This window comes from Lelliottia jeotgali (assembly GCF_977070485.1).
In genome coordinates this window covers 269,463-291,542 of record NZ_CDRVFO010000007.1, presented here as the reverse complement: position 1 = coordinate 291,542, position 22,080 = coordinate 269,463, and the positions used below count along the sequence as shown (strand labels likewise).

Annotated in this window: 21 protein-coding genes and 1 tRNA gene; 12 read left to right on the top strand and 10 right to left on the bottom strand. The window is 63.4% G+C overall.

The annotated features are described in order from the left end of the window. Window positions 1-141: 141 nt before the first annotated feature. Entirely contained in the window at window positions 142-1,110 is a 969-nt protein-coding gene (locus ACW4TB_RS13415; RefSeq protein WP_012316299.1) for a polyprenyl synthetase family protein, read from the bottom strand. A gap of 245 nt (window positions 1,111-1,355) precedes the next feature. On the opposite strand from ACW4TB_RS13415, the gene rplU reads away from it, so the two are divergent. From rplU to ACW4TB_RS13390, 5 genes are all read left to right on the top strand, one after another. Next, window positions 1,356-1,670: a 50S ribosomal protein L21 gene (gene rplU, locus ACW4TB_RS13410; RefSeq protein WP_008092021.1), complete on the top strand. Its 315-nt coding sequence runs from the start codon at window positions 1,356-1,358 to the stop codon at window positions 1,668-1,670. Window positions 1,671-1,708: 38 nt separating this feature from the next. Next, a complete protein-coding gene (rpmA, locus tag ACW4TB_RS13405) occupies window positions 1,709-1,966 on the top strand; it encodes a 50S ribosomal protein L27 (RefSeq protein WP_008092023.1) in 258 nt (85 codons plus the stop codon). 190 nt (window positions 1,967-2,156) lie between these two features. Next, window positions 2,157-3,383: an Obg family GTPase CgtA gene (cgtA, locus tag ACW4TB_RS13400; protein ID WP_012316298.1), complete on the top strand. Its 1,227-nt coding sequence runs from the start codon at window positions 2,157-2,159 to the stop codon at window positions 3,381-3,383. Window positions 3,384-3,470: 87 nt separating this feature from the next. After that, window positions 3,471-4,589 (top strand): glutamate 5-kinase, encoded by a 1,119-nt coding sequence (gene proB, locus ACW4TB_RS13395; protein WP_012316297.1) that lies wholly within the window; start codon window positions 3,471-3,473, stop codon window positions 4,587-4,589. Continuing rightward, entirely contained in the window at window positions 4,586-5,047 is a 462-nt protein-coding gene (locus ACW4TB_RS13390) for a CreA family protein (protein WP_012316296.1), read from the top strand. The genes proB and ACW4TB_RS13390 overlap by 4 nt, the downstream gene beginning before the upstream one ends. A 118-nt stretch (window positions 5,048-5,165) precedes the next feature. Here ACW4TB_RS13390 and mksF read toward each other — a convergent pair whose 3' ends face one another. Genes mksF through mksB form a run of 3 tightly spaced genes read right to left on the bottom strand, consistent with a single transcriptional unit; the run spans window position 5,166 to window position 9,968 of the window. Next, window positions 5,166-7,997, bottom strand: a complete 2,832-nt coding sequence (mksF, locus tag ACW4TB_RS13385) for an Mks condensin complex protein MksF (RefSeq protein ID WP_012316295.1) — start codon at window positions 7,995-7,997, stop codon at window positions 5,166-5,168. Further along, the gene (gene mksE, locus ACW4TB_RS13380; protein ID WP_012316294.1) at window positions 7,994-8,701 is read right to left on the bottom strand and encodes an Mks condensin complex protein MksE; all 708 of its coding nucleotides are present in this window, start codon (window positions 8,699-8,701) and stop codon (window positions 7,994-7,996) included. Before mksE ends, mksF begins: the two co-directional genes overlap by 4 nt. After that, complete coding sequence (mksB, locus tag ACW4TB_RS13375; protein ID WP_012316293.1) at window positions 8,691-9,968, bottom strand: Mks condensin complex protein MksB; 1,278 nt, start codon at window positions 9,966-9,968, stop codon at window positions 8,691-8,693. Before mksB ends, mksE begins: the two co-directional genes overlap by 11 nt. A 185-nt stretch (window positions 9,969-10,153) precedes the next feature. Between mksB and ACW4TB_RS13370 the strand changes: the two genes are divergently transcribed. The 3 genes from ACW4TB_RS13370 to ACW4TB_RS13360 all read left to right on the top strand — a co-directional run bounded on the left by ACW4TB_RS13370 (window position 10,154) and on the right by ACW4TB_RS13360 (window position 12,121). Next, entirely contained in the window at window positions 10,154-10,978 is an 825-nt protein-coding gene (locus ACW4TB_RS13370; RefSeq protein ID WP_455842993.1) for a hypothetical protein, read from the top strand. Next, the gene (gene rimI, locus ACW4TB_RS13365; RefSeq protein ID WP_012316291.1) at window positions 10,975-11,430 is read left to right on the top strand and encodes a ribosomal protein S18-alanine N-acetyltransferase; all 456 of its coding nucleotides are present in this window, start codon (window positions 10,975-10,977) and stop codon (window positions 11,428-11,430) included. Before ACW4TB_RS13370 ends, rimI begins: the two co-directional genes overlap by 4 nt. Window positions 11,431-11,536: 106 nt before the next feature. Continuing rightward, window positions 11,537-12,121 carry a D-Ala-D-Ala carboxypeptidase family metallohydrolase gene (locus ACW4TB_RS13360; RefSeq protein WP_279932740.1) on the top strand — a complete coding sequence of 195 codons (585 nt, stop codon included), beginning with the start codon at window positions 11,537-11,539 and terminating at the stop codon, window positions 12,119-12,121. Here the strand turns inward: ACW4TB_RS13360 and ACW4TB_RS13355 are convergent. Beyond that, complete coding sequence (locus ACW4TB_RS13355; RefSeq protein ID WP_279932742.1) at window positions 12,061-12,975, bottom strand: LysR substrate-binding domain-containing protein; 915 nt, start codon at window positions 12,973-12,975, stop codon at window positions 12,061-12,063. The two genes, ACW4TB_RS13360 and ACW4TB_RS13355, sit on opposite strands and share 61 nt — an antisense overlap. Window positions 12,976-13,120: 145 nt before the next feature. Between ACW4TB_RS13355 and ACW4TB_RS13350 the strand changes: the two genes are divergently transcribed. Next, a complete protein-coding gene (locus tag ACW4TB_RS13350; RefSeq protein ID WP_279932744.1) occupies window positions 13,121-13,732 on the top strand; it encodes a LysE family translocator in 612 nt (203 codons plus the stop codon). A 75-nt stretch (window positions 13,733-13,807) separates the two neighbouring features. On the opposite strand, the gene ACW4TB_RS13345 is transcribed toward ACW4TB_RS13350, so the two are convergent. Continuing rightward, window positions 13,808-13,884: transfer RNA gene (locus ACW4TB_RS13345), tRNA-Met, on the bottom strand. Between the two features lie 96 nt (window positions 13,885-13,980). After that, window positions 13,981-14,913: a FecR family protein gene (locus tag ACW4TB_RS13340; RefSeq protein ID WP_254466549.1), complete on the bottom strand. Its 933-nt coding sequence runs from the start codon at window positions 14,911-14,913 to the stop codon at window positions 13,981-13,983. A gap of 179 nt (window positions 14,914-15,092) precedes the next feature. Here ACW4TB_RS13340 and ACW4TB_RS13335 point away from each other — a divergent pair, with 179 nt between their 5' ends. The 3 genes from ACW4TB_RS13335 (at window position 15,093) to ACW4TB_RS13325 (ending at window position 17,897) form a co-directional block, all read left to right on the top strand. Continuing rightward, entirely contained in the window at window positions 15,093-16,304 is a 1,212-nt protein-coding gene (locus ACW4TB_RS13335; RefSeq protein ID WP_279932748.1) for an MFS transporter, read from the top strand. A gap of 204 nt (window positions 16,305-16,508) precedes the next feature. Then, complete coding sequence (locus ACW4TB_RS13330) at window positions 16,509-16,652, top strand: hypothetical protein (RefSeq protein ID WP_254466545.1); 144 nt, start codon at window positions 16,509-16,511, stop codon at window positions 16,650-16,652. Window positions 16,653-16,736: 84 nt separating this feature from the next. Beyond that, complete coding sequence (locus tag ACW4TB_RS13325; protein ID WP_279932751.1) at window positions 16,737-17,897, top strand: MFS transporter; 1,161 nt, start codon at window positions 16,737-16,739, stop codon at window positions 17,895-17,897. A gap of 108 nt (window positions 17,898-18,005) precedes the next feature. On the opposite strand, the gene ACW4TB_RS13320 is transcribed toward ACW4TB_RS13325, so the two are convergent. The 3 genes from ACW4TB_RS13320 to ACW4TB_RS13310 form a co-directional block, all read right to left on the bottom strand. After that, the gene (locus tag ACW4TB_RS13320) at window positions 18,006-20,480 is read right to left on the bottom strand and encodes a TonB-dependent siderophore receptor (protein ID WP_254466541.1); all 2,475 of its coding nucleotides are present in this window, start codon (window positions 20,478-20,480) and stop codon (window positions 18,006-18,008) included. A 96-nt stretch (window positions 20,481-20,576) separates the two neighbouring features. Further along, complete coding sequence (locus tag ACW4TB_RS13315) at window positions 20,577-21,533, bottom strand: FecR domain-containing protein (protein WP_279932754.1); 957 nt, start codon at window positions 21,531-21,533, stop codon at window positions 20,577-20,579. Beyond that, entirely contained in the window at window positions 21,520-22,053 is a 534-nt protein-coding gene (locus tag ACW4TB_RS13310) for a sigma-70 family RNA polymerase sigma factor (protein WP_455842992.1), read from the bottom strand. The genes ACW4TB_RS13315 and ACW4TB_RS13310 overlap by 14 nt, the downstream gene beginning before the upstream one ends. Window positions 22,054-22,080 lie beyond the last annotated feature (27 nt).

The following is a 22,080-nucleotide window of genomic DNA, read 5'->3' as shown; positions in this document are numbered from 1 at the left end:
AGACGGTTAAAGGCCCATATTGTATAAGGTTTTAACGGGGAAGTGTTTTTGTCCGTACAAATGCATCGCGGGCAAGCCTGCTCCTGCGGAACCATGCGGATCCTGTGGAGCGGGCTTGCCCGCGAAGAGGGGGACGCGATTTTAGTGCGTGCGCGCTACCGCAAACTCACTCAGCTCGACCAGTGCATCCCGGTATTGGCTGGCCGGCAGCACTTCCAGGCACTCAATGGCCCGCTTCACGTAATCACGGGCCAGCTGCGCGGTGTAGTCCAGCGCACCCGAAGCTTCGACCGCCACGCGGATCTGCTCCAGGTCTTCCAGGCCACCCTTCTGGATCGCCTTGCGCACCAGTGCAGCCTGCTCTGGCGTGCCTTCGCGCATGGTGTAGATCAGCGGCAGGGTTGGCTTGCCTTCGGCCAGGTCGTCGCCGACGTTCTTGCCCAGGGTCTGCGAATCGCCTTTGTAGTCCAGCAGGTCGTCGACCAGTTGGAAAGCCACGCCCAGGTGGTCGCCGAAGGTGCGCAGCGCCTCGCGCTGCTCGTCGGTGGCACCGGCCAGCGCGGCGGCGCTGTGGGTCGAGGCCTCGAACAGCATCGCGGTCTTGCCGCGGATGACCTCCATGTACACCTCTTCGCTGGTGCTGGCATCGCGCACGCGCGACAGCTGCAGCACTTCGCCTTCGGCGATCACCCGGGTGGCCTTGGAGAGGATCTGCATGACCGGCATGGAGCCCAGCTCGACCATCATTTCGAACGAGCGCGAATAAAGGAAGTCGCCCACCAGCACGCTCGGTGCGTTGCCCCACAGGGCATTGGCGGTGGAGCGGCCGCGGCGCATGCCGGACATGTCGACCACATCGTCGTGCAGCAGGGTGGCGGTGTGCAGGAACTCGATGGTTGCGGCGAGCAGGCGCAGGTCGTCACCCTCGCGGCCCAGGGCCTTGCCACACAGCAGCACCAGCAGGGGGCGCAGGCGTTTGCCGCCGGCCGACGTGATATAGTCGCCGATCTTCGATACCAGCGGCACGCGCGAGGTCAGCTGCTTCTTGATGATCTCGTCGACGGCGCTGAAATCGTCAGCTACCGCGCGGTAGAAGGTTTGGGGTTGCATCGGCTGCTCCAGTGAGGTTGCGCGGCATGCTAGGTCGCGGGTCCCGGTGTGTCAAGGCGCGCCGCCCGGTGAGCGGGGCCGGTACTTGCAAGCAAAACCCGGGTTGCGTACAATCGCGCACCCTAACTTCCTGGGCAGCACCTGCCTTACGCAATTGCGCCGGGCCGTTCCAGCCCTGTGCAGCCATGCCAGCCAATACTCATCATATAAAGCGCTGGGTGAGCAGGATTATCGGAGAAATACCCATGTCTTACGCAGTAATCGTTACCGGCGGCAAGCAGTACAAAGTCGCTGAAGGTGAATTCCTCAAAATCGAAAAGCTGGAAATCGCCACTGGCGAATCCGTGACTTTCGATCGCGTTCTGCTGGTTGCCAACGGTGAAGAAGTCACCATCGGCGCTCCAGTCGTCGCTGGCGCTAAAGTTGTTGCCGAAGTCGTTTCGCAAGGCCGTCACGATAAAGTACGCATCATCAAGTTCCGTCGTCGTAAGCACCACATGAAGCGTATGGGCCACCGCCAGTGGTTCACCGAGATCAAAATCACCGGTATCCAGGCTTAATCGCTCAGATCCCCTGAATTTATTTGGAGAATTGAACCATGGCTCACAAGAAGGCTGGTGGTAGTACTCGTAACGGTCGCGACTCAGAATCGAAACGCCTTGGCGTGAAGATGTATGGTAGCCAGGTCGTCAAGGCCGGTAACATCATCGTCCGTCAGCGCGGCACCCAGTTCCACGCCGGCTACGGCGTTGGCATGGGCAAGGATCACACCCTGTTCGCCAAGATCGAAGGCGTGATCAAGTTCGAGAAGAAAGGCGAGTTCAACCGCCGTTACGTGAGCATCGTCGCCGCTTAATCGCGACGTCGCTCCAGAAGCCCCGTCATGCGACGGGGCTTTTTCGTTTGTGGTGAGCCTCTTGCAAAGCTGTTTGTATGGGCTGCCGGCGTGGGTTTCTTCGGTCGTACGGGGCCGCCGCGCTCATTTTTGCAAGAGCCTCAGGTTTTTTAAGTATTCAGCTCGTCGGAAGGCGAGAGGCGGTTTTTGAATGAAGTTTGTTGACGAAGTATCCATCCGGGTCAAGGCCGGTGATGGCGGTAACGGTTGCATGAGCTTCCGCCGTGAGAAGTTCATCGAGAACGGTGGCCCCAACGGGGGTGACGGTGGCGATGGCGGCTCGGTTTACATGGTGGCCGACGAAAACCTCAACACCCTGGTTGACTACCGCTATACCCGTCACCACGAAGCCCAGCGCGGCGCTAACGGTGGCAGCACCGATTGCACCGGCAAGAAGGGTGAGGACCTGTTCCTGCGTGTGCCGGTCGGTACCACGGTGATCGACGCCTCCACCCAGGAAGTGATCGGTGACCTGGTCACCCCTGGCCAGAAGCTGATGGTCGCCCAAGGCGGCTGGCACGGTCTGGGTAACACCCGTTTCAAATCCAGCACCAACCGTGCGCCGCGCCAGACCACCCCAGGCAAGCCGGGTGACCAGCGCGACCTGAAGATGGAGCTGAAGGTCCTGGCCGACGTGGGCCTGCTGGGCCTGCCGAATGCCGGCAAGAGCACCTTCATCCGTTCGGTGTCGGCCGCCAAGCCGAAGGTCGCCGACTACCCGTTCACCACCCTGGTGCCGAACCTGGGTGTGGTCAGCGTCGACCGCTGGAAGAGCTTCGTCATCGCCGACATCCCTGGCCTGATCGAAGGCGCATCCGACGGTGCCGGCCTGGGTATCCGCTTCCTCAAGCACCTGGCCCGTACCCGCGTGCTGCTGCACCTGGTCGACCTGGCGCCGCTGGACGGCAGCAGCCCGGCCGACGCCGCCGAAGTGATCATCAACGAGCTGACCCGCTTCAGCCCGTCGCTGACCGACCGTGAGCGTTGGCTGGTGCTGAACAAGGCGGACATGCTCATGGACGATGAGCGTGACGAGCGCGTCAAGGAAGTGGTCGAGCGTCTGCAGTGGGAAGGCCCGGTCTACGTGATCTCGGCTATCGCCAAGCAGGGCACCGAGCAGCTCACTCATGACCTGATGCGCTACATCGAAGACCGCGCCGATCGCCTGGCCAATGACCCGGCCTACGCTGAAGAGCTGGCCGACCTCGACCAGCGCATCGAAGACGAAGCCCGCGCCCAGCTGCAGGCCCTGGACGACGCCCGTACCTTGCGCCGCACTGGCGTCAAGAGCGTGCATGACATCGGCGACGATGACGCGTGGGACGATGATTTCGAGGACGACGAAGACGGCCCGGAAATCATTTACGTGCGCGACTGACCGGTTGCAGTACACTAAACGCCGCTCTCTGGAGCGGCGTTTTTGTATCCACGGTATCTACAGATTCGACATAGGTTGGAAGAGAAGATGCGAAGCAAGGTGACTGGCGCCAAGCGCTGGGTCGTGAAGATCGGTAGTGCGCTGCTCACGGCCGATGGCAAGGGCCTCGACCGCGGTGCCATGGCCGTATGGGTCGAGCAGATGGTTGCCCTGCGTGAGGCGGGTGTTGAGTTGGTGCTGGTGTCCTCCGGGGCCGTGGCTGCCGGCATGAGCCAGCTTGGCTGGACCGCACGACCGAGCGCGATGAACGAGCTGCAGGCTGCCGCTTCGATCGGCCAGATGCGCCTGGTGCAGGCGTGGGAGTCGAGCTTTGGCGAGCACGGCAAGCACACCGCGCAGATCCTTCTGACCCACGACGATCTGTCCGACCGCAAGCGTTATCTCAACGCCCGCAGCACTCTGCGGACGTTGGTCGACCTGGGCGTGGTGCCGGTGATCAACGAAAACGACACCGTGGTTACCGACGAGATCCGCTTCGGCGACAACGATACCCTGGCCGCGTTGGTGGCGAACCTGGTCGAGGCCGACCTGCTGGTGATCCTCACCGACCGTGACGGCATGTTCGACGCCGACCCACGTAACAATCCAGAGGCACAGCTGATCTACGAGGCCCGTGCCGATGACCCGTCGCTCGACGCCGTAGCCGGCGGTACCGGCGGTGCCCTGGGCCGTGGCGGCATGCAGACCAAGTTGCGCGCCGCGCGCCTGGCAGCCCGTTCCGGCGCCCATACCATCATCATCGGTGGCCGTATCGAACGCGTACTCGACCGCCTCAAGGCTGGCGAGCGCCTGGGTACCCTGCTGTCGCCTGAGCGCGGCATGTTGGCGGCGCGCAAGCAGTGGCTGGCTGGCCACTTGCAAACCCGCGGCACGCTGGTACTGGACGCCGGTGCGGTTCAGGCCCTGCGCCAGGCCAACAAGAGCCTGCTGCCGGTAGGCGTGAAGACCGTACAAGGCAGCTTCCGCCGTGGCGAAATGGTGGTGTGCGTAGGCCCCGACGGCCTTGAAGTGGCGCGCGGCCTTGCCAACTACAGCGCGCTGGAAGCACAGAAAATCATTGGCCAATCGTCCGATGCCATCGAGTCCCTGCTTGGCTACAGTGCCGAGCCGGAGCTGGTCCACCGCGACAACCTGGTGCTGGTATGAACATGCTCAAGCGCGCGATTGCCGTGGCAGCCCTGGCGCTGCCGATGCTGGCAGGGGCCGAGGAAATCGGCCAGGTATCTACTGTGTTCAAGTTCGTCGGGCCCAACGATCGCATCGTGGTCGAGGCGTTCGACGACCCCAAGGTCGAAGGTGTGACCTGCTACCTGTCGCGCGCCAAGACGGGCGGAGTGAAGGGTGGCCTGGGCCTGGCCGAGGACCGTGCGGAAGCGTCGATTGCTTGCCGCCAGGTCGGGCCGATCAACTTCAAGGGTGAGTTGAAAGACGGTGAGGAGGTGTTCAAGGAGCGCACCTCGCTGGTGTTCAAGACCATGCAGGTGGTGCGCTTCCTGGACAAGAAGCGCAATACACTGGTGTACCTGGTTTACAGCGACCGCATGATCGAAGGCAGCCCGCAGAATGCGGTGACGGCGATTCCGATTCTGCCTTGGGCTCACTGATACTTTAGGGGAGGCCTTTGGCCTCCTTTCGCGACACGAGGCCGCTCCTACAGGCGAACGTATATGCCTGTAGGAGCGGCCTCGTGTCGCGAAAGGGCCGCAAAGCGGCCCCAGTTCCTCAGGCCAGCTCCTCAGCCTGATCCTCGCGCACGATCGCTTTCTCCACATCACGTCGGCTGATGTACTTCCAGTCCGCCTCGTCGATATAGATGCCATTCGGCCCGCTACCGCCTTCCAGGTCGATCGCCACATGCGCCGATACCTGTGGCTTCACACTCGCCAGAATCGGTACGAAGCCTAACTGCAGGCTGGTCTCCAGCAGTGCGGCCTGGTTGCGCTCGTCGATGTCCGCCGCCTCGTCGAGGTAGTAAGGCAGGCGAATGCGCCCGGCCAGGTCGCGGTCCATCAAGTGCAGCAACAGGTACATGTTGGTCAGCGCCTTGATGGTCATGGTGGTGCCGTTGGAGGCGGCGCCGTCGATGTCGGCGTGGATCACCGGCTGGCTGTTGATCTTGGTGATCTCGAAAGCCAGTTCGAACAGGTCTTTGAGGCCCAGCTGGTTGTGGTTGGCCGCCACCAGCCGCGCCAGGTATTCCTTGGCTTCTTCGTTCTTGTGATCCTGCTCCGAATTCTGAGTCAGGTCGAACACCGACAGGGTCTCGCCTTCCTCGTACTGGCCGGCGCTGTGGATGATCTGGTCGATGTGCTTGAGCGCTTCCTTGTTCGGCGCCAGTACCACGCGGAAGCTCTGCAGGTTGGAAACCTGGCGCTTGTTGATCTCGCGGTTGAACAGGGCCAGCTGGTGTTCGAGGCTGTCGTAGTCGCTGCGGATGTTGCGCAGGGTGCGGGCGATGTCGGTGACTGCGGCGCGGCGCGCCTTGGCCAGGGTCAGGGCCTCGTCGGTGCGGTGCGCATAGGCATTGACCAGCAGTTGCAGGCGCCGCTCCATGTCATCTTCGCTGTCGAACTTGGCCACGCCCTTGAGGCGTACCTGGGCGTACAGCGCCTCGATCTGGTTGTCGACGCGCTGCAGGGCCTGCCAGCTGTCCTGGTAATCGTTGAGTAGCGGCAACAGGTTGTCCATGGAGTCGTCGACCGCTTCCATGAACGGCGTGCCGAATGGCAGGTCGGCGGGCAGCAGCTGACGACGGCGCAAGGCGTCTTCCAGGGTGCGCTGCTTGGCTTCCAGGTCGGCGATCTGGCGGCCGACCAGCTGCAGCTTGGCCGACAGTTGCTGGACGCGCTCGGTGAACGCATCGCTGGAGCGCTTGAGTTCGTCCTGGGCCGCTTCCAGTTGCGCCAGCTGCTCCATCTTCTCCGGCTCTTCAGCCGCCAGGGTTTCGCTGCGACGGTAGTCTTCCAGGGCCTTCTGCGCATCCAGCACCTGCTGGTACAGGGCTTCTGTCTGGGCTTTGGAAGCGGTACGGTCGGCGGCCACCGATTGCTGGGTCTTGAGCTGCTTGAGCTCGCGCTCCAGGCGGTCCTTCTGGTCGCGCAGGGCGGCGCGGTCGGCCAGGGCTTGCAGGGCCGGTGGGTCGATGTGCGAAAGGTCGATGGAAATGCCCGGGGCTTCGAAGCGCTCGCCCTTGAAGCCATCGAGCACCGCCTCCAGCGATTTCACCCACAGGTCGCTGTCGTCCAGTTCGATACCGCGCTCGCCAAGTGGCAGGCTGAACAGTGCGCCGTTGAACAGGCGCATCAGGCGGTCGACGTCTGCCTGCGAGAACTCTTCGCGCAGGCGGGCGTAGCTGTTGTTGTCGGCGTGATCGAGCTGCTGCTTGACCTGCTTGAGGCGCTTTTCCAGGTCGCGCACACGCTCGTCGAGGTCCTCGGCAGAGAACTGCCGCGACTGGGCCAGGGCGCCAGCCAGTTCGTCGTGGGCATCCTTGGCGGCCAGCAACTGCTGCTCCAGCACTTTGACGTCATCAACCAGGGCGAAGCGGTGCTTGAGTACCGACAGCTCGCCGAGCCAGCGCTGGATACCGGTGATTTCACGTTCCAGGCGCATCAGCTCCTGGGTGCCGCCACGCTGGTCGTTCTGCAGGCGGTCCTGCTCGCCGCGGTAGTGCTCGGCCTGGATCACCAGCTCTTCCTTGCGCGCCATGGCGTATTCCTGCCAGGTGCCCAGCAGGTTGTCGAGCAGCGGCGAGAGGCGGTGCAGCTTGCCGCGCAGGATGTCGCGCTGGGCCACGCCGCCGGCCAGGGCTTCGACCAGAGGGCCGGCGGCAACCAGGGCGTTGTAGTCCTGCTCCATGCGGCGTACGTCGCGGAAGGCTTCTTCGCAGGCGGCGATGTAGTCGACGCTGCCAGAGCGCAGGCTGTGCTCGAACGCGTCGAGGAACAGCTGTTTGAGCTTGGCGGCGGTGATTTCGCGCATGTGCAGCAGGTTGATGAACAGTGCGCGGAAGGTTTTCAGGCTCTGCTCGCTGGTCGAGCGCAGCGGGATCATGGTCAGGTCCAGCGGCACCGAGGTGTGGCCGCCGACCAGCAGCCGGCGCAGCTCGTCCGGCTTGAGCTCGTAGGCTTTGAGGCCCAGGCGCTCGAGGTTGGTGAACAGCTCTTTCTGGCGCAGGCAGGTGTCGTTCTTCTGGTAGTGATCCAGGTCCAGTTCACCCTTGTAGGCAAAGAACTGGTGGCCGAAACCGCCGCCTGGCCCGCGACCGACCACGCCGATCACGTGGGGACCGTGGGGCAGGTTCAGTTCGCAGAGGATGTACGAGGTGTCGCTGGCGAAGTAGAAGCGGCGCGACTGCTCCAGGCTGTACTTGCCGAAGCTCATGTCGGACATGCGCGCCAGGATCGGGAACTGCAGGGCGTTGATCGAGGCGGATTTGCCCAGGTTGTTGGCGCCGTAGACCGACAGCGGGTGCTCCAGCGGGAACAGGCCCAGGCTGTAGCCGGCGGTGTTGAGCAGCGCGAAGCGGCGGATGCCGTAGCGTTCCTGGCTCATGCGTCAATCTCCTGTTGCTCTTCGCGGATGGCCCGGGCCAGGGCCTCTTCTTCGCTTTCTTCGCCCTCGAACGGGGTGAGGTCGAGCGGGTCGTCGGTGTGGGCCAGCGCCTCGGGGCTTTCTTCCTCGACCAGCACTGGCGTTGGCAGCGGCAGGTCGCTGTGCAGGCTGGCGGCCAGGTCGCGGTCCTGCTGCACCGACAGGCACACATCGAGGAAGCGGTGCATCGGTGGCAGGAAGCGGTAGATGCCGCCTTCCTCGTGGGCGAAGCCGAGCTGGGTCATGCGGCGCATGATCTTTTCTTCCAGCTCGTCGACAGTTTGCACTTCAGCCTGCAGGAACAGGTCACGGTATTTGTCCAGCAGCGAGGGCAGCTCATCGCGCCCGATGCTGCCGCCGTCGAGCACCGCCATCGGGTCGCGGCCCTGGTCGGCCAGGTGCTCGACCAGGATGAAAGTGAACAGCGACAGGCGCTGGGCGGTCTTGTTGACCTGCGCGGCGGCCTGCTCGGGGACGAAGTAATAGAAGCCGCGGGTATCGCACACCAGCTCGAAGCCCAAGGCCTTGAACAGGGTGCGGTACTGGTCCTGGAAGTTCGACAGCTGGGCGTACAGCTCCGGGTCGCGGCGGCTGACGTGGAACCCTTTGAACAGCTCGCGGAAGATCGGCGCGAGCTGGGACAGTTCGGAAAGATCAAGATGCATTGGCTGGGCTCGCGTTGGTTTCAGGTTGCGCTTCGCGGCTGGATGTCAGGGCGAACGAGCGCAGGCTGACCAGGTGTTCGTGGGTGGTGTACTCGCGGCGTTCGAGGCGTTCGCGCTTGAAACGCTTTTCACGCGACAGGCGCGAGAACCAGTACAGCAGTTCGTCGGTGGCGCCTTCGGGCTCCTGGTCCAGCAGCCAGACCATCAGGTCAGGCAGCGGCAGGGCATCCTCGCAGCGTTCGAGCATTTCCTTGACCGTGCGTGGCGCGCGCGGCAGCGGGCCAGTCTGGGTCTTGTGCGCCTTGGGGAACTTGGCCGGTTTCGGCTCGAAGCGGGCGAGGGCATAGACGTACGCCTCGACCTGGCTGGCGCTGCCCAGGAAGGTGCTCTGCGGCCGGGTGAACAATGGCATGGCCGCCTGCGGCACGGCGTCGATACCCTTGCGCCGGATCACCGACAGGGCCAAGGCAGCGCCGCGGGTCACGGCATTATGCCGACGCGCTTCTTCGCGCAACGGCAGCAGCAGTTCACGGGCGTGGCGCAGCGTCAGCTGGGCGCTGGTCTGCATCTCGAGGATGCGCGCATGGGTGCGCAGCAGCATGTCGTCGTCGACCAGGTGGCCCAGGCGCGCCTGTTCGCCGAGCAGTTTCAGCAGCACGGTCTCGACCTTGCGTACGCCCTGTTCGAAGGCTCCGTCGGCGTTGACCAGCTGGATCATCGGCTCGACGTATTCGTCCCAGGTCGCCAGTACTTCGGCATAACGCTGGCGCAGCGGGATCTGGCGGTTGCTGGTCTTGGCCCGTTCGGCCACGGCGACCAGCGCCTGTTCGTCGTTGTCGAGCTTTTTCAGTACGTCGCGCACGCGCATGTCGAGCAGGCGCAGTTGGCGCGCCAGGTCATCGCTGTCGCGGTTGTCGAAGGCATCCTGAATATGCCCGGCAAGGCGCTCCAGGTGGCGCAGGTAGGCCTCGATCTCCAGGCACAGGCCCAGGCGGTGCTCGCGGCGCAGGTAGGCGAGGAAGTCGTGGATCTGGGCGTTGAGCTCGAAACGGTTCGGGCTCTTGGCCACCGGGACCAGGATATCCAGGCGGATCCACACGTCGAGCAGCTGGGTAATGTCCTGCGGCGTGCTTTCCACTTGCTGGCGGCCCAACTGCTGGCGCAGTTCGACCAGGCTCAGGGTGCCTTGGTCGAAACGCTCGCACAGCGGCTCGATCAGGGCCCAGTGTTCGGCTAGGGCGCGCAGGACGCGCTTGGGTTCGATCATTGGCGTCTACTCGTTGCCAAGTAAAAAGGGGGCGATTGTACTGCATCCGGGGGGGAGGATTTCACCCCTTGGTCTGTAATGAGGGATAACCTCGGATTGGCTGGGGGTTTCCCTGGCCCCCTCGGCGGTACAGGCAGCAATTTTCTGCCGACCAGTTGCGGCGCTCGGCAGCCAACAGCGTTAGAATGCCCGATTGTTCCAGCCCCCCGGATACCCGTGCCTTGCTGACCGAGTCCCGCCGCCGCGCCTACCTTTCCGCCATGCAAGTGGTGCATTGGCTGCCGCGCGCCGAACTGCCGTTCGCTGCGCCGTCGCGGCCAGAGCTGCTGTTGCCGCAGGTTCCGGTCGAGCAAGCCGCGTTCGAGGTCAGGCCTTCGCCAGCCCCTGCCAACGAAGCGCCGGTCGCACCACAGGCGCGCTCCGGCGAACGTCCGAAAATCGAAATTCCGCGCCCGGGCAACGCGCCTAAGCCCACCGCCAAACCGGTCGAGGCCGAGGAACAAGCCCCCGCGCCACGTCCGGCCCCCGTGCCGCCACCGCGTTTCTCGCTGCAACTGCTGCACGCCGGCAACTGCCTGCTGCTGGTGGAATTGGCCACCGGCCAGCCGTTCCAGAGCCGCGACCCATCCTACCTGCTGCTCAAAGACATGCTGCGCGCCGCAGGCCTGCCAGATGCCCCGCAGATCATCGGCGAGCCGGTGCGCTGGCCGCTGTTGGTGCGTGGCAACATGGACCAGGGGCCGGATGCCGCGCGTGATTTCGTCCAGGGCTTCATTCAGGCGCGCCTTGAAGAAGCCCCTTGCACCTGCCTTTGGCTGATCGGCATGCCGGCCTTGCGCTTTGCCGCCAATACCGACGCCCAAGCCTATTACCAAGTACTCAAGCTCGACGGCCTGGGCGACGCCTGGGCGTTGCCGGGCCTTGAACTGTTGATGGACGAGCCGCAGCGCAAGGCGGACGTCTGGAAAGCGATGCGCCAGCTGATGGCGCGCTGGAAGAGCGTTGAATGAGTGAATCGATCAGTTTCCGCCCCATGACCGAGGCGGATCTGGATGCCGTGCTGAAGATCGAATATGCCGCGTTCAGCCATCCCTGGACCCGCGGGATTTTCCAGGATGCGCTCAAGTCCTACGAAGTGTGGTTGATGTTCGATGGTCAACAGCAGGTCGGCCATGGTGTGATCAACGTGATCATCGACGAAGCGCACCTGCTGAACATTACCGTCAAGCCGGAGAACCAGGGGCGTGGCCTGGGTTTGCGCTTGCTCGAGCACCTGATGGCTCGGGCTTATCAGCTCAATGGGCGCGAGTGTTTCCTGGAGGTGCGGGCCAGCAACCAGTCGGCCTATCGCTTGTATGAGCGGTACGGCTTCAACGAGATCGGCCGTCGGCGTGATTACTACCCGGTGGCTGGCGGGCGCGAGGATGCGCTGGTGATGGCTTGTACGTTGCTCGAAGACTGACTTTCAATCCTTCCTGCTCTGTTGCCAGTAATTTGTGCATGCTTAACTCCTTGTAATGGCCGCCCCGATGGGCGGCCGTGCTCATGCTGGGGCAGAGGGAGCGGGGATGAGAAGGACGAGATGGCTACTGATGGCCGCAAGCGTGATGCTGGGGGGCGTGGCTCAGGCCGATGAGCGCGACCTGTGGATGTTCGCGCAATGGGCGGGGGATCATCAGACCCGCCCTTTTCGGGAGATGCTGGTGGACGCCCGCCTGTATGGCGTGGTGCCGATTCACCAATTGCTGCGCTCAGCGTCGGACTGGCGGCTGTGCAAGGCTTCACCGTTTGCCGTGCCGCCGCCTGGCAACTGGCCGGCAGTGCGCTCCACGCTGGCGCTGATCAATACGCTGGAAAAGCAAGGCATCCTGCGCCAGTTCGAAGTGGTCTCCGCCTACCGTGACTCGGGCTTGAACAGGTGCGCAGGAGGTGCCGTGGGCAGCGCCCACACCCGTGCCTTTGCAGTCGATATCCTGCTGCCAGGCTGGGCCGACCCCAACCCGTTGTGCCGCTTCTGGCAGCAGCATGGCCAGGCCTGGGGCATGGGGCTGGGGCGCTACCCGACAGGCCGCATCCATATCGACACCGCGGGTTATCGCACCTGGGGCGGTGATGGCAGTGCCGCGTCTTCGTTCTGCAGCAAACCCAGGTGAGCGAGGCAGGCCTGGCTTTCTCCCATTACCCAATCGGCAAAGCGTTGGCGCTTGCCGCCGTCATCCAGCGGTTGCGGGCTTAGCAGGTGATAGGCGGACCCATCGCGCAGAAAGCCGAATGGCGCCTGCAACTGCCCGCTGTCGAGTTCATCGCGCACCATCAGCGCCGAGGCGATCGCCAGGCCCAGGCCGGCACTGGCGGCCTGCAGTGACAGGTAGAAGTGTTCGTAGTCGCTGCGTTGGCAGTGTCGCGCCTGCTGGCCACTCAGGCGCAGCCACGCGGGCCAGGCACTGGGGCGAGTGTTGCTGTGCAATTGGCGTTGGCCATCGAGTGCGGTGCCGCCATCGCGGTTGACCGGGCCGATCCATTCGTCGCAGACCTTCAGCGCGTGCAGGGTGGGCGGCCAATGGAAATCGTCACGTCGCAGTGCCAGGTCAACGCCGCTGCGGGCAAAGTCCAGCGGCCCACCAGCGGCCACCAGGTGCAGTTGCAGGTCTGGGTGGGCGGCATGAAAGCGGGGCAGGCGGGGGATCAGCCAGCGCATGGCGATGGTCGGCTCGCAAGAAAGCACCAGCACATTGTCCGGTTCCTGCTGCTGCAGGCGCTGCACTGCGCTTTCGAGTTGCTCGAAGATGGCCTGGGTGGTGCCGTGCAGTGCGCGACCGGCCGGGGTCAGGAAGATTGCCCGGTTCCGGCGCTCGAACAGTTCGACACCGAGGCTTTCCTCAAGCAGGCGGACCTGGCGGCTGACGGCGCCATGGGTGACGTGCAGGCGTTCGGCGGCCCGCACGAAGCTTTCGGTTTCGGCGGCGATGTCGAAGTAACGCAACGCAGTGAGTGGGGGAAGTTTCATGGGCTTGAAGTTGCCAGCGGCGGCACGGCACCTGTGTGAGAAAAACTAGCGAATTTGCGTAACTATAAATCGGTTTTCCCAGCTCACTGCTATTTCGATAATGGCGACACCTGTGCATTTTCATCGCCTATCGAGGACTTCCTTCGTGACTGAGCTTTTCGCTGTAGCCCTTTTCACCCTTCTGGCCGTCGTCAGCCCCGGCGCGGATTTCGCCATGGTCACCCGCAGCAGTTATGCACAGGGCCGCAAGGCCGGCCTGGCGGCGGCTGTGGGTATAGCCCTCGGCGTTCAGGTGCATGTGCTGTACACGGTGTTGGGTATCGCCGTGGTCATCAGTCAGAGCCCTGCGCTGTTCCTGGCCATGAAAGTGCTGGGCGCGGGGTACCTGATCTATCTGGGTTATCAGTCGCTGACCAGCACCACCCGCATCAGTCTTGATGGCCAGGAACCGGCAGTGGGGCTGCTGGCTGCCTTGCGCACGGGCTTCCTGACCAACGCCCTCAACCCCAAAACCATGCTGTTCGTGATCAGTGCCTACACCCAGGTCGTGCAGCCAGGTAGCCCGCTGGCGCTGGATTTCGCCTATGGTGCGTTCATGTCGTTTGCCCACTGGGCGTGGTTCAGTCTGGTGGCGGTATTTTTTTCCAGTACCGGGTTGCGCAAGGTGATGATCGAGCGCCAGCGGCTGGTCGACCGGCTGATTGGTGTAGCGCTGATAGGGCTCGGCCTGGCAGTGGCTGTATCGGGGGTGCGCTGAAAGCGAAAGAGAGGGGCTGAACTTTTCTGCGGGCAAAAGAAAAGGGCTTACCTTGCGGTAAGCCCTTTTCAAGTTTGGTGGCTACACAGGGACTTGAACCCCGGACCCCAGCATTATGAATGCTATGCTCTAACCAACTGAGCTATGTAGCCGATGGCGCGCATTATTCCCTTGTGATGCCCCTGTGTCAACACTCATTTCAAAAAAAATTTGCACGCTTTCAAAAACTTAGCCGACCAACGCTGTTTTCAGCGCACGATCAACCATTGCCCGAGAATACCGTACACCTGCAAGCGCTGCTCGGCAGCCAGTGCGTCGAGGGTTGCGCCGGAGCGGTCGAGGTTGAAGTCGCCGCTTACACGCCGGTTGGCTGCCTGTTCGTCCATCATCCATACGCGGCGGCCCTGGTAGCTGGCCAGGCGCTCGATGACTTGACCCAATGGCACGTCGAGGGCGCGCAGGTGGCCGCTGCGCCAGGCGTTCGCATTTTTGACATCGACCTTCTGCACGGGGTTGATCCGGGCATCGGTGAAGGTCACCCGCTCACCCGCCGACACCATGCGCTGGTCGTTACCTTGGGTGATCATGGCCTTGCCATTGAGCACCACCAGTTCGTCATGCCCGGCATGGCGCGCCACCATCAGGCGAGTGCCGAACACCTGGATACGCGCATCGTCCACCTGCAGTTCAAGGGCGCGGCCGTCGAGCATCACGTGCAGCTCGACCTGGCCCTGCACAACCTGCAGCAGACGGGTGCGCCCGCGCAGGTCGGCATTCAGTGCACTCGCGCTGTCCAGGTGCAGGGTTGAGCCGTCGGCCAGGCGCACGCTGCGCCGCTCCCCAGCGCCAGTGTGCAGTTCGCTGCCCAGGCGCTGCATCAGTGGCCAGTACAGGTACGTCAGCACGGCCAGCGCCAGTAGGAACAGCAATGCCAGCCCTTTGCCGAGGTAGCTGCGTCGCACGGTGACCTGGCGCGGTCGAGGCCGTGCCGGTGGCGCTTGCAATTGCTGCCAGCAGGCTTCGAGCTCGGCGTAGGCATGGGCATTGAGCGGGGCCTGGCACCAGCGGGCGAATGCCTGGCGTTCATGGTCATCGCAGTCAGGTTGGCGTAGGCGGGCGAACCACGCCAGTGCTTCCTGTTGGGCGTCGGCCTGGATCTGCGTGGCGGGCATCGGGCTCATGCTGGAATGTGCTCGCTAAAGGGCATTTTTCGCCCAACGATTGCGGGAATCAGGTGCGAGGATGCTAATTATATTGAGAACCATTTGCAAGTGCGCGGTTGTAGAGGATAAAAAGGTAGCTATGTATCCATTTGTTTCCTGATAATCGGATCCCAAACCTGCGGACGGAAATCAAGCTCATGGCCATCAGCAGCACCTCCACCGCCAGCACCGGTTCGGCAAGCCAAGCCAACCCACTGGTGATGCGCATCATCGCCTTCTGCGCGCTGGCGCACCTGATCAATGACCTCATCCAGTCGGTGCTGCCGGCGATCTACCCGATGCTCAAGGCCAATTACGACCTGAGCTTCACCCAGATCGGCCTGATCACGCTGACCTTCCAGATAACGGCGTCGCTGCTGCAGCCCTGGGTCGGCTTCTTCACCGACCGCCGGCCGACACCGAACCTGTTGCCGCTCGGCACGCTGTGCACATTGGTGGGTATCGTCATGCTGGCCTTCGTCGGCAGCTTCCCGATGATCTTGCTGGCTTCAGCGCTGGTGGGTATCGGCTCGTCGACCTTTCACCCGGAAACCTCGCGGATTGCGCGGCTGGCCTCAGGGGGGCGTTTCGGCCTGGCGCAGTCGACCTTTCAGGTCGGTGGCAACGCAGGCTCGGCTTTTGGCCCGCTGCTGGCGGCTGCTATCGTCATCCCGTTCGGCCAGACCCATGTGGCGTGGTTCGGCGTGGCTGGCCTGCTGTTCTTTGCCGTGACCCTGATGCTGCGCCGCTGGTACACCGAGCATCTCAACCAGGCCAAGGCGCGCAAGGTGGCCCAGGCCAGCCATGGCATCTCCCGCAAGCGCGTGATCGCGGCGTTGGTCGTCCTGGGCCTGTTGGTGTTCTCCAAGTACTTCTACATGGCCAGCTTCACCAGCTACTTCACCTTCTATCTGATCGAGAAGTTCGACCTGTCGGTGGCCAGCTCGCAGTTGCACCTGTTCCTGTTCCTTGGCGCGGTCGCGGCTGGCACCTTCTTTGGTGGGCCGATCGGTGACCGTATCGGGCGCAAGGCGGTCATCTGGTTCTCGATCCTCGGTGTGGCGCCGTTCACCTTGGCGCTGCCGTACGCCGATCTGTTCTGGACCACCGTGCTGAGCGTGGTCATCGGGTTCATCCTGGCGTCGGCGTTCTCGGCGATCGTGGTGTACGCCCAGGAGCTGGTACCGGGCAGTGTGGGCATGATTGCCGGGGTCTTCTTCGGGCTGATGTTCGGCTTCGGCGGGATTGGTGCGGCGCTGCTGGGGTACGTTGCGGATTTGCGCGGTATCGAGTACGTGTATGGCGTGTGTTCGTTCTTGCCGTTGTTCGGTCTGTTGGCCGTGTTTCTGCCCAATACCGGTAAGCGCTGACAGCGTAGGGGCTGCTTTGCAGCCCAATCGCCGGCAAGCCGGCTCCCACAGGTAATTGTGTTAACTTTTGGAAATTGGGCAAGACAGTTGCTCCCACTATCGGGGCAGTGCTGATGTTCGCTGTGGGCGCCGGCAATTGACGGCTCAACCTGGCTTGGCCTAGAGTGCCGCCTCTTTTCCCCAACCTGCGTAGTAGCCAAAGCAATGCGCCGTACCCTGTCCCTCCCACACGCCCGCCAGCCTGCCCTCCAGGCCATGCGTCGCGCGTGGCCGAGCGATACGGTGCTCAAGCGTCGCCGCAGTGTGCTGTTTGCCTTTACCTTCTCGCCACACCTCGCCCTGAACTGACCTGCGCCCCTGCGTCGTCCGCCGTCCCGGCGTGCGCCTGGGCGCCTGTATTTGCGCGTCTTTTCAGTTTGCTGGGAGTGATACATGAACATGCGTTTGCTGGCGGGCCTTCTGTTCGCCGTGTCTGTGGTTGGCTTCAGCCTGGGGGCCAGCCTGCCGCTGGTGTCGTTGCGTTTGCATGAGGCCGGTGCCGGCACCTTGCAGATCGGCATCATCTCGGCCATCCCCGCTGCGGGGATGATGCTTTCGGCGTTCATGGTAGACGCCTGTTGCCGGTACCTGACCCGGCGCACCATCTACCTGCTGTGCTTCAGCCTGTGCACCGTGAGCATCGCCTTGCTGGAGTCGGCATTCGATTCGGTCTGGATGCTGGCCCTGCTACGCCTGGGCCTGGGTGTCGGCATGGGCATCGCGATCATCCTGGGCGAGTCATGGGTCAACGAACTGTGCCCGGATCACAACCGCGGCAAGATCATGGCGCTTTACGCCACCAGCTTCACCGGCTTCCAGGTGCTCGGCCCGGCGATGCTCGCAGTGATTGGCGCCAACAGCCCCTGGATCACCGGTGTGGTGACCTTCTGCTATGGCCTGGCGCTGCTGTGCATTGTGCTGACCGTGCCCAACGATCATGTGGAGCATGGTGAAGAGGGCGAGAAAAGCTTCGGCCTGGCGGGCTTCTTCCGCGTAGCCCCGGCATTGTGCGTGGCTGTGCTGTTCTTCTCCTTCTTCGATGCGGTCGTGCTGTCGTTGCTGCCGGTGTATGCCACCAGCCATGGTTTTGCCGTAGGCGTGGCGGCGCTGATGGTGACGGTGGTGTTCGCCGGTGACATGGTTTTCCAGTTGCCGCTGGGCTGGCTGGCCGACCGGGTCGAGCGCACCGGCCTGCACCTGGTGTGCGGACTGGTGGCGATGGCGATCGGTATCGCCTTGCCTTGGCTGCTGCAGATGACCTGGCTGCTATGGCCGCTGCTGGTGGTGCTTGGCGCCGTGGCAGGGGGTATCTACACCTTGGCGTTGGTGCTGATCGGGCAGCGTTTCAAGGGCCAGGACCTGGTCACCGCCAATGCCAGCGTTGGCCTTTTGTGGGGCGTCGGCAGCCTGGTCGGGCCGCTGGTCAGCGGCGCGGCGATGGATGTGGCGCCGCATGGGCTACCGATGGCACTGGCGATCATGGCGGGGCTGTTCGTGTGCTTTGCCCGGCAGTCGTACCGGCGGGCCGGTAAGCTGCGGGCAGTGGCGGACTGAGGATGGTTGTTGCCAGTGCTGGCCGTATCGCCGGCAAACCGGCTCCTACAGGTGCACCTGAGCCCTTGAGTGTAGTGGGGCCTGTGGGGCCGGTGCTGGCAGCCTGAGTCAGAAGCTGCCGCGCAAGGTCACTGACACATTGCGCGGGTCACCCCAGTAATACCCGGTCGGCGTCGGCGCCACCTGGCGGTAGTACTTCTTGTCGAAGATATTGTTGGCATTGAGCTGCAACGAGTAATGCTCGTTGAACCGGTAGTTGACCATCGCGTTATACACCGCATACCCGGCCTGCGAGGCCTCGGCGCTGCCGCTGCGGTTGTAGATGTCGCTCTGCGCCTGCACGCCGCCGCCAACGGTCCACGCTTGCAGCTCGCCCGGCAGGCGATAGCTGGTGAACAGGCGCAGCATGCGCTTGGGGTCGGTGGTGCGGATGGCGTTACCGGTGTTGCTGATGGTGTCCTTGAGTTGCTTGGTGGTGTTGTAGGTGTAGCCACCGGTCACGTTCCAGCCTGGCAATACTTCGCCGGAAATCTCCAGCTCGAAGCCTTGACTGCGGTTCTTGCCTGCAGCCACCTTGCAATAGCCCGAGGTGTAGTTGGGCGGGCAGGGGTTGGGGCCGCTCAGGTCATCCAGGGCGTTGCCGACCTGGTAGATGCGGAAGAACGCCAGCGAGGTGTTCAGCCGCCCCTCGTAGAACTCGCCTTTGATTCCGGTCTCGTAAGCTTCGCCTGTGGTGGGCTCCAGCACCGAGCCGCTGACGTCGGTGGCGGTCTGCGGGTTGAAGATTTCGGTGTAGCTGGCGTAGGTGCTGAAGTTATCGTTGAGGTCGTAGATCAGCGCTGCATACGGCACGATCTTGTTGTCGACGCTGAACTTGCCGTTCGACTTGACGTTGTTTTCCTGCTCGTAGTCATACCAGTTGGCGCGCGCCCCGATGATTGCCGTGAGCGGTTCTGCCAGGGAAATGCGCCAGGTGGCGTAGGCCGCTTCCTGGGTGGTGCGCGTGCGCACCGGATGGGCGGTGATGTTGATGTCCGGTTCGGCCAGGCTGGTCTTTGGGTCCCACTCGCGGATGTCGAAGACCCCTGAGGAGACGAAGTTGGTGGCCGAGGCGTAGGAATCGTTGCGAATGCGCTCGACACCAAGCATCAGGTCATGGGTGCGACCGAGCAGCTCGAACGGCCCGTTGAGGGTGGCGCTCAGGTTGTTCTGCAGGCTCTCGCCGCCGTCGCCCTCGGTAACCTGATAGTTCATCAGATAGGGGTTGTTGCTTGGGTTGGCAGCGCCGCTGGCGCGGGTGAAGTAGGTCTGCTTGAAACCGTGGTCATCCAGCTCGAAGTGCGTGCGCTGGGCCATCAGCTTGAGCGACCAGTCGTTGTCGAAACGGTGTTCGAGCTCGGCAAAGGTCTGCAGGTTGCTGCGGTCCCAGCGGTTCCAGTCAGCACCCAGGTAAGTGCTGCGGCCAAACGGCAGGGGCGACCCATCATAGTCGGCGGGCAGGTTGCCCCAGGCGCCGGTGGCATCGAGCTTGGTCCACTCAAGGCCTGTGGTCAGGGTGGTGCTGTCATTCAGATCGAAGGCCAGCACACCGTAGAACACCTCTTTGCGCTCTTGGCGCGAGTCCTGGAAATGGTCTTTGTCATCGTGTACCGCGATCACCCGGCCTCGCACGTTGCCGGTTTCTGTCAGCGGGCCGGAGATATCGGCGACATAACGCTGGGTATCCCAGGAGCCGAGGGTGACACTGCCTTCGCCCTGGAATTCGTGCGTCGGGCGTTTGCGCACCAGGTTGACGGTGCCTGACGGGTTACCCGCGCCGCGGATCATCCCAGTGGCCCCGCGCAAGATCTCGGCGCGGTCGATGATGGCCGAATCGCTCTGGATGAATGAGCCTCCGCCGCTGCCCTGCACCACGGTGGCGCCATCGTACTGGATGGCATCGATCGCATAGCCGCGCGAGTAGTACTGCACGCGTTCGCTGTCGGTGAGGTTCACCACCACACCAGGCGTCTGCTCCAGCAAGTTGGTCAGGTTGGTGATGTTCTGGTCGTCGATGCGCTGGCGGGTGACCACGGTCACCGACTGCGGGGTGTGGCGAATGCTTTGCGCGGTCTTGCCGATGGTGACCGCACCTGTCGTGTAAGAGCCACTGTGCTCGGTGGTTTCGCCCAGGCGATCGCTGGAAATACTGGTGGCACCCAGTTGCAGTGCGCCACCGGCGTCCAGTGCTGGTATCAGTAGAAAGCTGTTATCGCCTTCCTGTTGCGCTTGCACATCGCTGCCCATCAGCACGAGGGTCAATGCTTGGGCCGGCTCATGGCGGCCCTGCACGCCCAGGGTGGTCTTGCCCTGCAGGCTGTTCGCATCGAACGACAGGCTCAGGCCGCCTTGCCGCGCCAACTGGTCCAGTGCAGGGGCCAGAGGGCCTGCGGGGATGCTCCAGTCGATTTGCCGGTGCTGGCTGGCGGGTGCAGCCGCGACCTGTGCGGGCAATGCCAAGGCGCTGCCTAGGCCGAGGCCGAACACGGCGGCGCGCACGGCATGGCGCAGCCTGTCGTTGCGGGGGGAACACGGGTGGATCATGGACCGCTCCTGAAGGTTTCGTAGACCACTTTTCGGGTTTTGTTCCTTCAGGCCGGACGAGAATGAGATTCCACCTCATTCTTTTTCAAAAAAAGATCAGGCAGCCCCGACGCTGACCCAATAGCGTGTGCGGTAATCGACACGTACCGGTAGGCTGCGGGTAAGCAGTTGGAGAATCTGTTCGGTATCGTTCAGCTGGTAAGTGCCGGATACCTTCAGCGCGGCCACATCGCCAGCGCAGCGCAGCAGCCCCGGGCGGTAGCGGGCCAGTTCGGCGCAGAACTCGCCCAGTGGCATCTGTTGCACGCTGAGCACACCGTCGGTCCAGCCCCATGGGTCGGCATGCAACGAGGCAAGCGCGTGAGCCCCGTGCGGCGATACTTGCAACACCTCGCCCGCCTGCACCACGCGTGGTGAAGGGGAGGTGGGGAACAAGGTGACTTTGCCGCGGCGCACGGCCAGCAACAGGCCCTGATCATTTTCGCGCAGCAGCAGTTGGCCGTCACGGGTAGCCAGGGCGCCGACCCGGGTGGTGATGAGGAACGGGCGGTTGTCGCCAGGGTTGCTGGCCAGGCTGACTTCGCCGCGCAGCAGGGTCAGTTCGCGCAGCTCGGCGCTGTAGTGCAGGTCGATGGCGCTGGCCGTGTTGAGCTGGATCTGGCTGCCATCACTACCCTGCAACCGGCGACGCTCGCCTGTGCCGGTGCTGTTGTCGGCCATCAGCGCGGGCAGGCCGAGCGGCTCGCGCGCGGCCCAACCGGCGCTGCCGCCGATCGCCAGCACCGCCAGCAGCTTGAGGTGGTCACGGCGGTTGATGCGCTGACGCTGGCGGCCATCGAGGGTGCGCCGGCTAAGGTCGCTGGGGAGCCCCGCCAGCTCGTCGCTGAGGGTGCTCACCCGCTGCCAGGCCTGGGCGTTGTGCGGGTGGTGGGCCAACCATTGCTGGAACTGCTGTTCGGTAGCCGGGTTGGGGTTGTCGAAGCGCAGCTTCACCAGCCATTCGATGGCCTGGTCGACCTGGGCCTGCGCAGGTACTTGATCAGAGCTCGGCATAGCGCAACCGGTAGCAGACGCCCAGAGCCTTGGCCAGGTCGCGTTCGACGGTGGCACGCGAAACGCCAAGGCGAAGGGCGATCTGCGCGATGCTCAGGCCATCGAGCTGGGCCAGCAAAAAGGCCTGACGGGCGCGGGGCCTGAGCTGGTGCAGGGCGCGGTCAAGGCGCTCGAGGGCATCCAGAATCACCAGGCGATGCTCTTCGCTGGGTACTTCGCCTGCGGGTACATGGGCGAGGCTTTCCTGGTAGGCGCGCTCCAGGGCGCGACGGCGGAACTGGTCGATCATCAGGCCGCGTGCGATGCTGCTCAGGTAAGCCCGCGGTTCTTTGATCGGCGAAACCTGGCGCGCGCGCAGCAGGCGCACGAAGGTGTCCTGCGCAAGGTCTGCGGCGTGTTCCTGGCAGCCGACCCGGCTGCGCAGCCAGCCACGTAGCCAAGCGTGATGGGACTGATAGAGCAGGGCGACTTCGGCCGGTTTGAGCGTGTCGTTGAGCTGCATCGTAGCGGCTGATCCCATGAAGCACACGTTACTGTGAATAGTTCT

Bases quoted from the DNA above. Each gene is read 5' to 3' on its own strand.
- proB (WP_012316297.1), top strand. From the start codon at position 3,471: ATGCGAAGCAAGGTGACTGGCGCCAAGCGCTGGGTCGTGAAGATCGGT.
- ACW4TB_RS13360 (WP_279932740.1), top strand. From the start codon at position 11,537: ATGAGAAGGACGAGATGGCTACTGATGGCCGCAAGCGTGATGCTGGGG.
- ACW4TB_RS13335 (WP_279932748.1), top strand. From the start codon at position 15,093: ATGGCCATCAGCAGCACCTCCACCGCCAGCACCGGTTCGGCAAGCCAA.
- ACW4TB_RS13310 (WP_455842992.1), bottom strand. From the start codon at position 22,053: ATGGGATCAGCCGCTACGATGCAGCTCAACGACACGCTCAAACCGGCC.
- ACW4TB_RS13390 (WP_012316296.1), top strand. From the start codon at position 4,586: ATGAACATGCTCAAGCGCGCGATTGCCGTGGCAGCCCTGGCGCTGCCG.
- mksB (WP_012316293.1), bottom strand. From the start codon at position 9,968: ATGATCGAACCCAAGCGCGTCCTGCGCGCCCTAGCCGAACACTGGGCC.
- ACW4TB_RS13320 (WP_254466541.1), bottom strand. From the start codon at position 20,480: ATGATCCACCCGTGTTCCCCCCGCAACGACAGGCTGCGCCATGCCGTG.
- rpmA (WP_008092023.1), top strand. From the start codon at position 1,709: ATGGCTCACAAGAAGGCTGGTGGTAGTACTCGTAACGGTCGCGACTCA.
- ACW4TB_RS13415 (WP_012316299.1), bottom strand. From the start codon at position 1,110: ATGCAACCCCAAACCTTCTACCGCGCGGTAGCTGACGATTTCAGCGCC.
- ACW4TB_RS13355 (WP_279932742.1), bottom strand. From the start codon at position 12,975: ATGAAACTTCCCCCACTCACTGCGTTGCGTTACTTCGACATCGCCGCC.
- mksE (WP_012316294.1), bottom strand. From the start codon at position 8,701: ATGCATCTTGATCTTTCCGAACTGTCCCAGCTCGCGCCGATCTTCCGC.
- rimI (WP_012316291.1), top strand. From the start codon at position 10,975: ATGAGTGAATCGATCAGTTTCCGCCCCATGACCGAGGCGGATCTGGAT.
- ACW4TB_RS13330 (WP_254466545.1), top strand. From the start codon at position 16,509: ATGCGCCGTACCCTGTCCCTCCCACACGCCCGCCAGCCTGCCCTCCAG.
- cgtA (WP_012316298.1), top strand. From the start codon at position 2,157: ATGAAGTTTGTTGACGAAGTATCCATCCGGGTCAAGGCCGGTGATGGC.
- ACW4TB_RS13315 (WP_279932754.1), bottom strand. From the start codon at position 21,533: ATGCCGAGCTCTGATCAAGTACCTGCGCAGGCCCAGGTCGACCAGGCC.
- ACW4TB_RS13340 (WP_254466549.1), bottom strand. From the start codon at position 14,913: ATGAGCCCGATGCCCGCCACGCAGATCCAGGCCGACGCCCAACAGGAA.
- ACW4TB_RS13370 (WP_455842993.1), top strand. From the start codon at position 10,154: ATGCCCGATTGTTCCAGCCCCCCGGATACCCGTGCCTTGCTGACCGAG.
- mksF (WP_012316295.1), bottom strand. From the start codon at position 7,997: ATGAGCCAGGAACGCTACGGCATCCGCCGCTTCGCGCTGCTCAACACC.
- rplU (WP_008092021.1), top strand. From the start codon at position 1,356: ATGTCTTACGCAGTAATCGTTACCGGCGGCAAGCAGTACAAAGTCGCT.
- ACW4TB_RS13325 (WP_279932751.1), top strand. From the start codon at position 16,737: ATGAACATGCGTTTGCTGGCGGGCCTTCTGTTCGCCGTGTCTGTGGTT.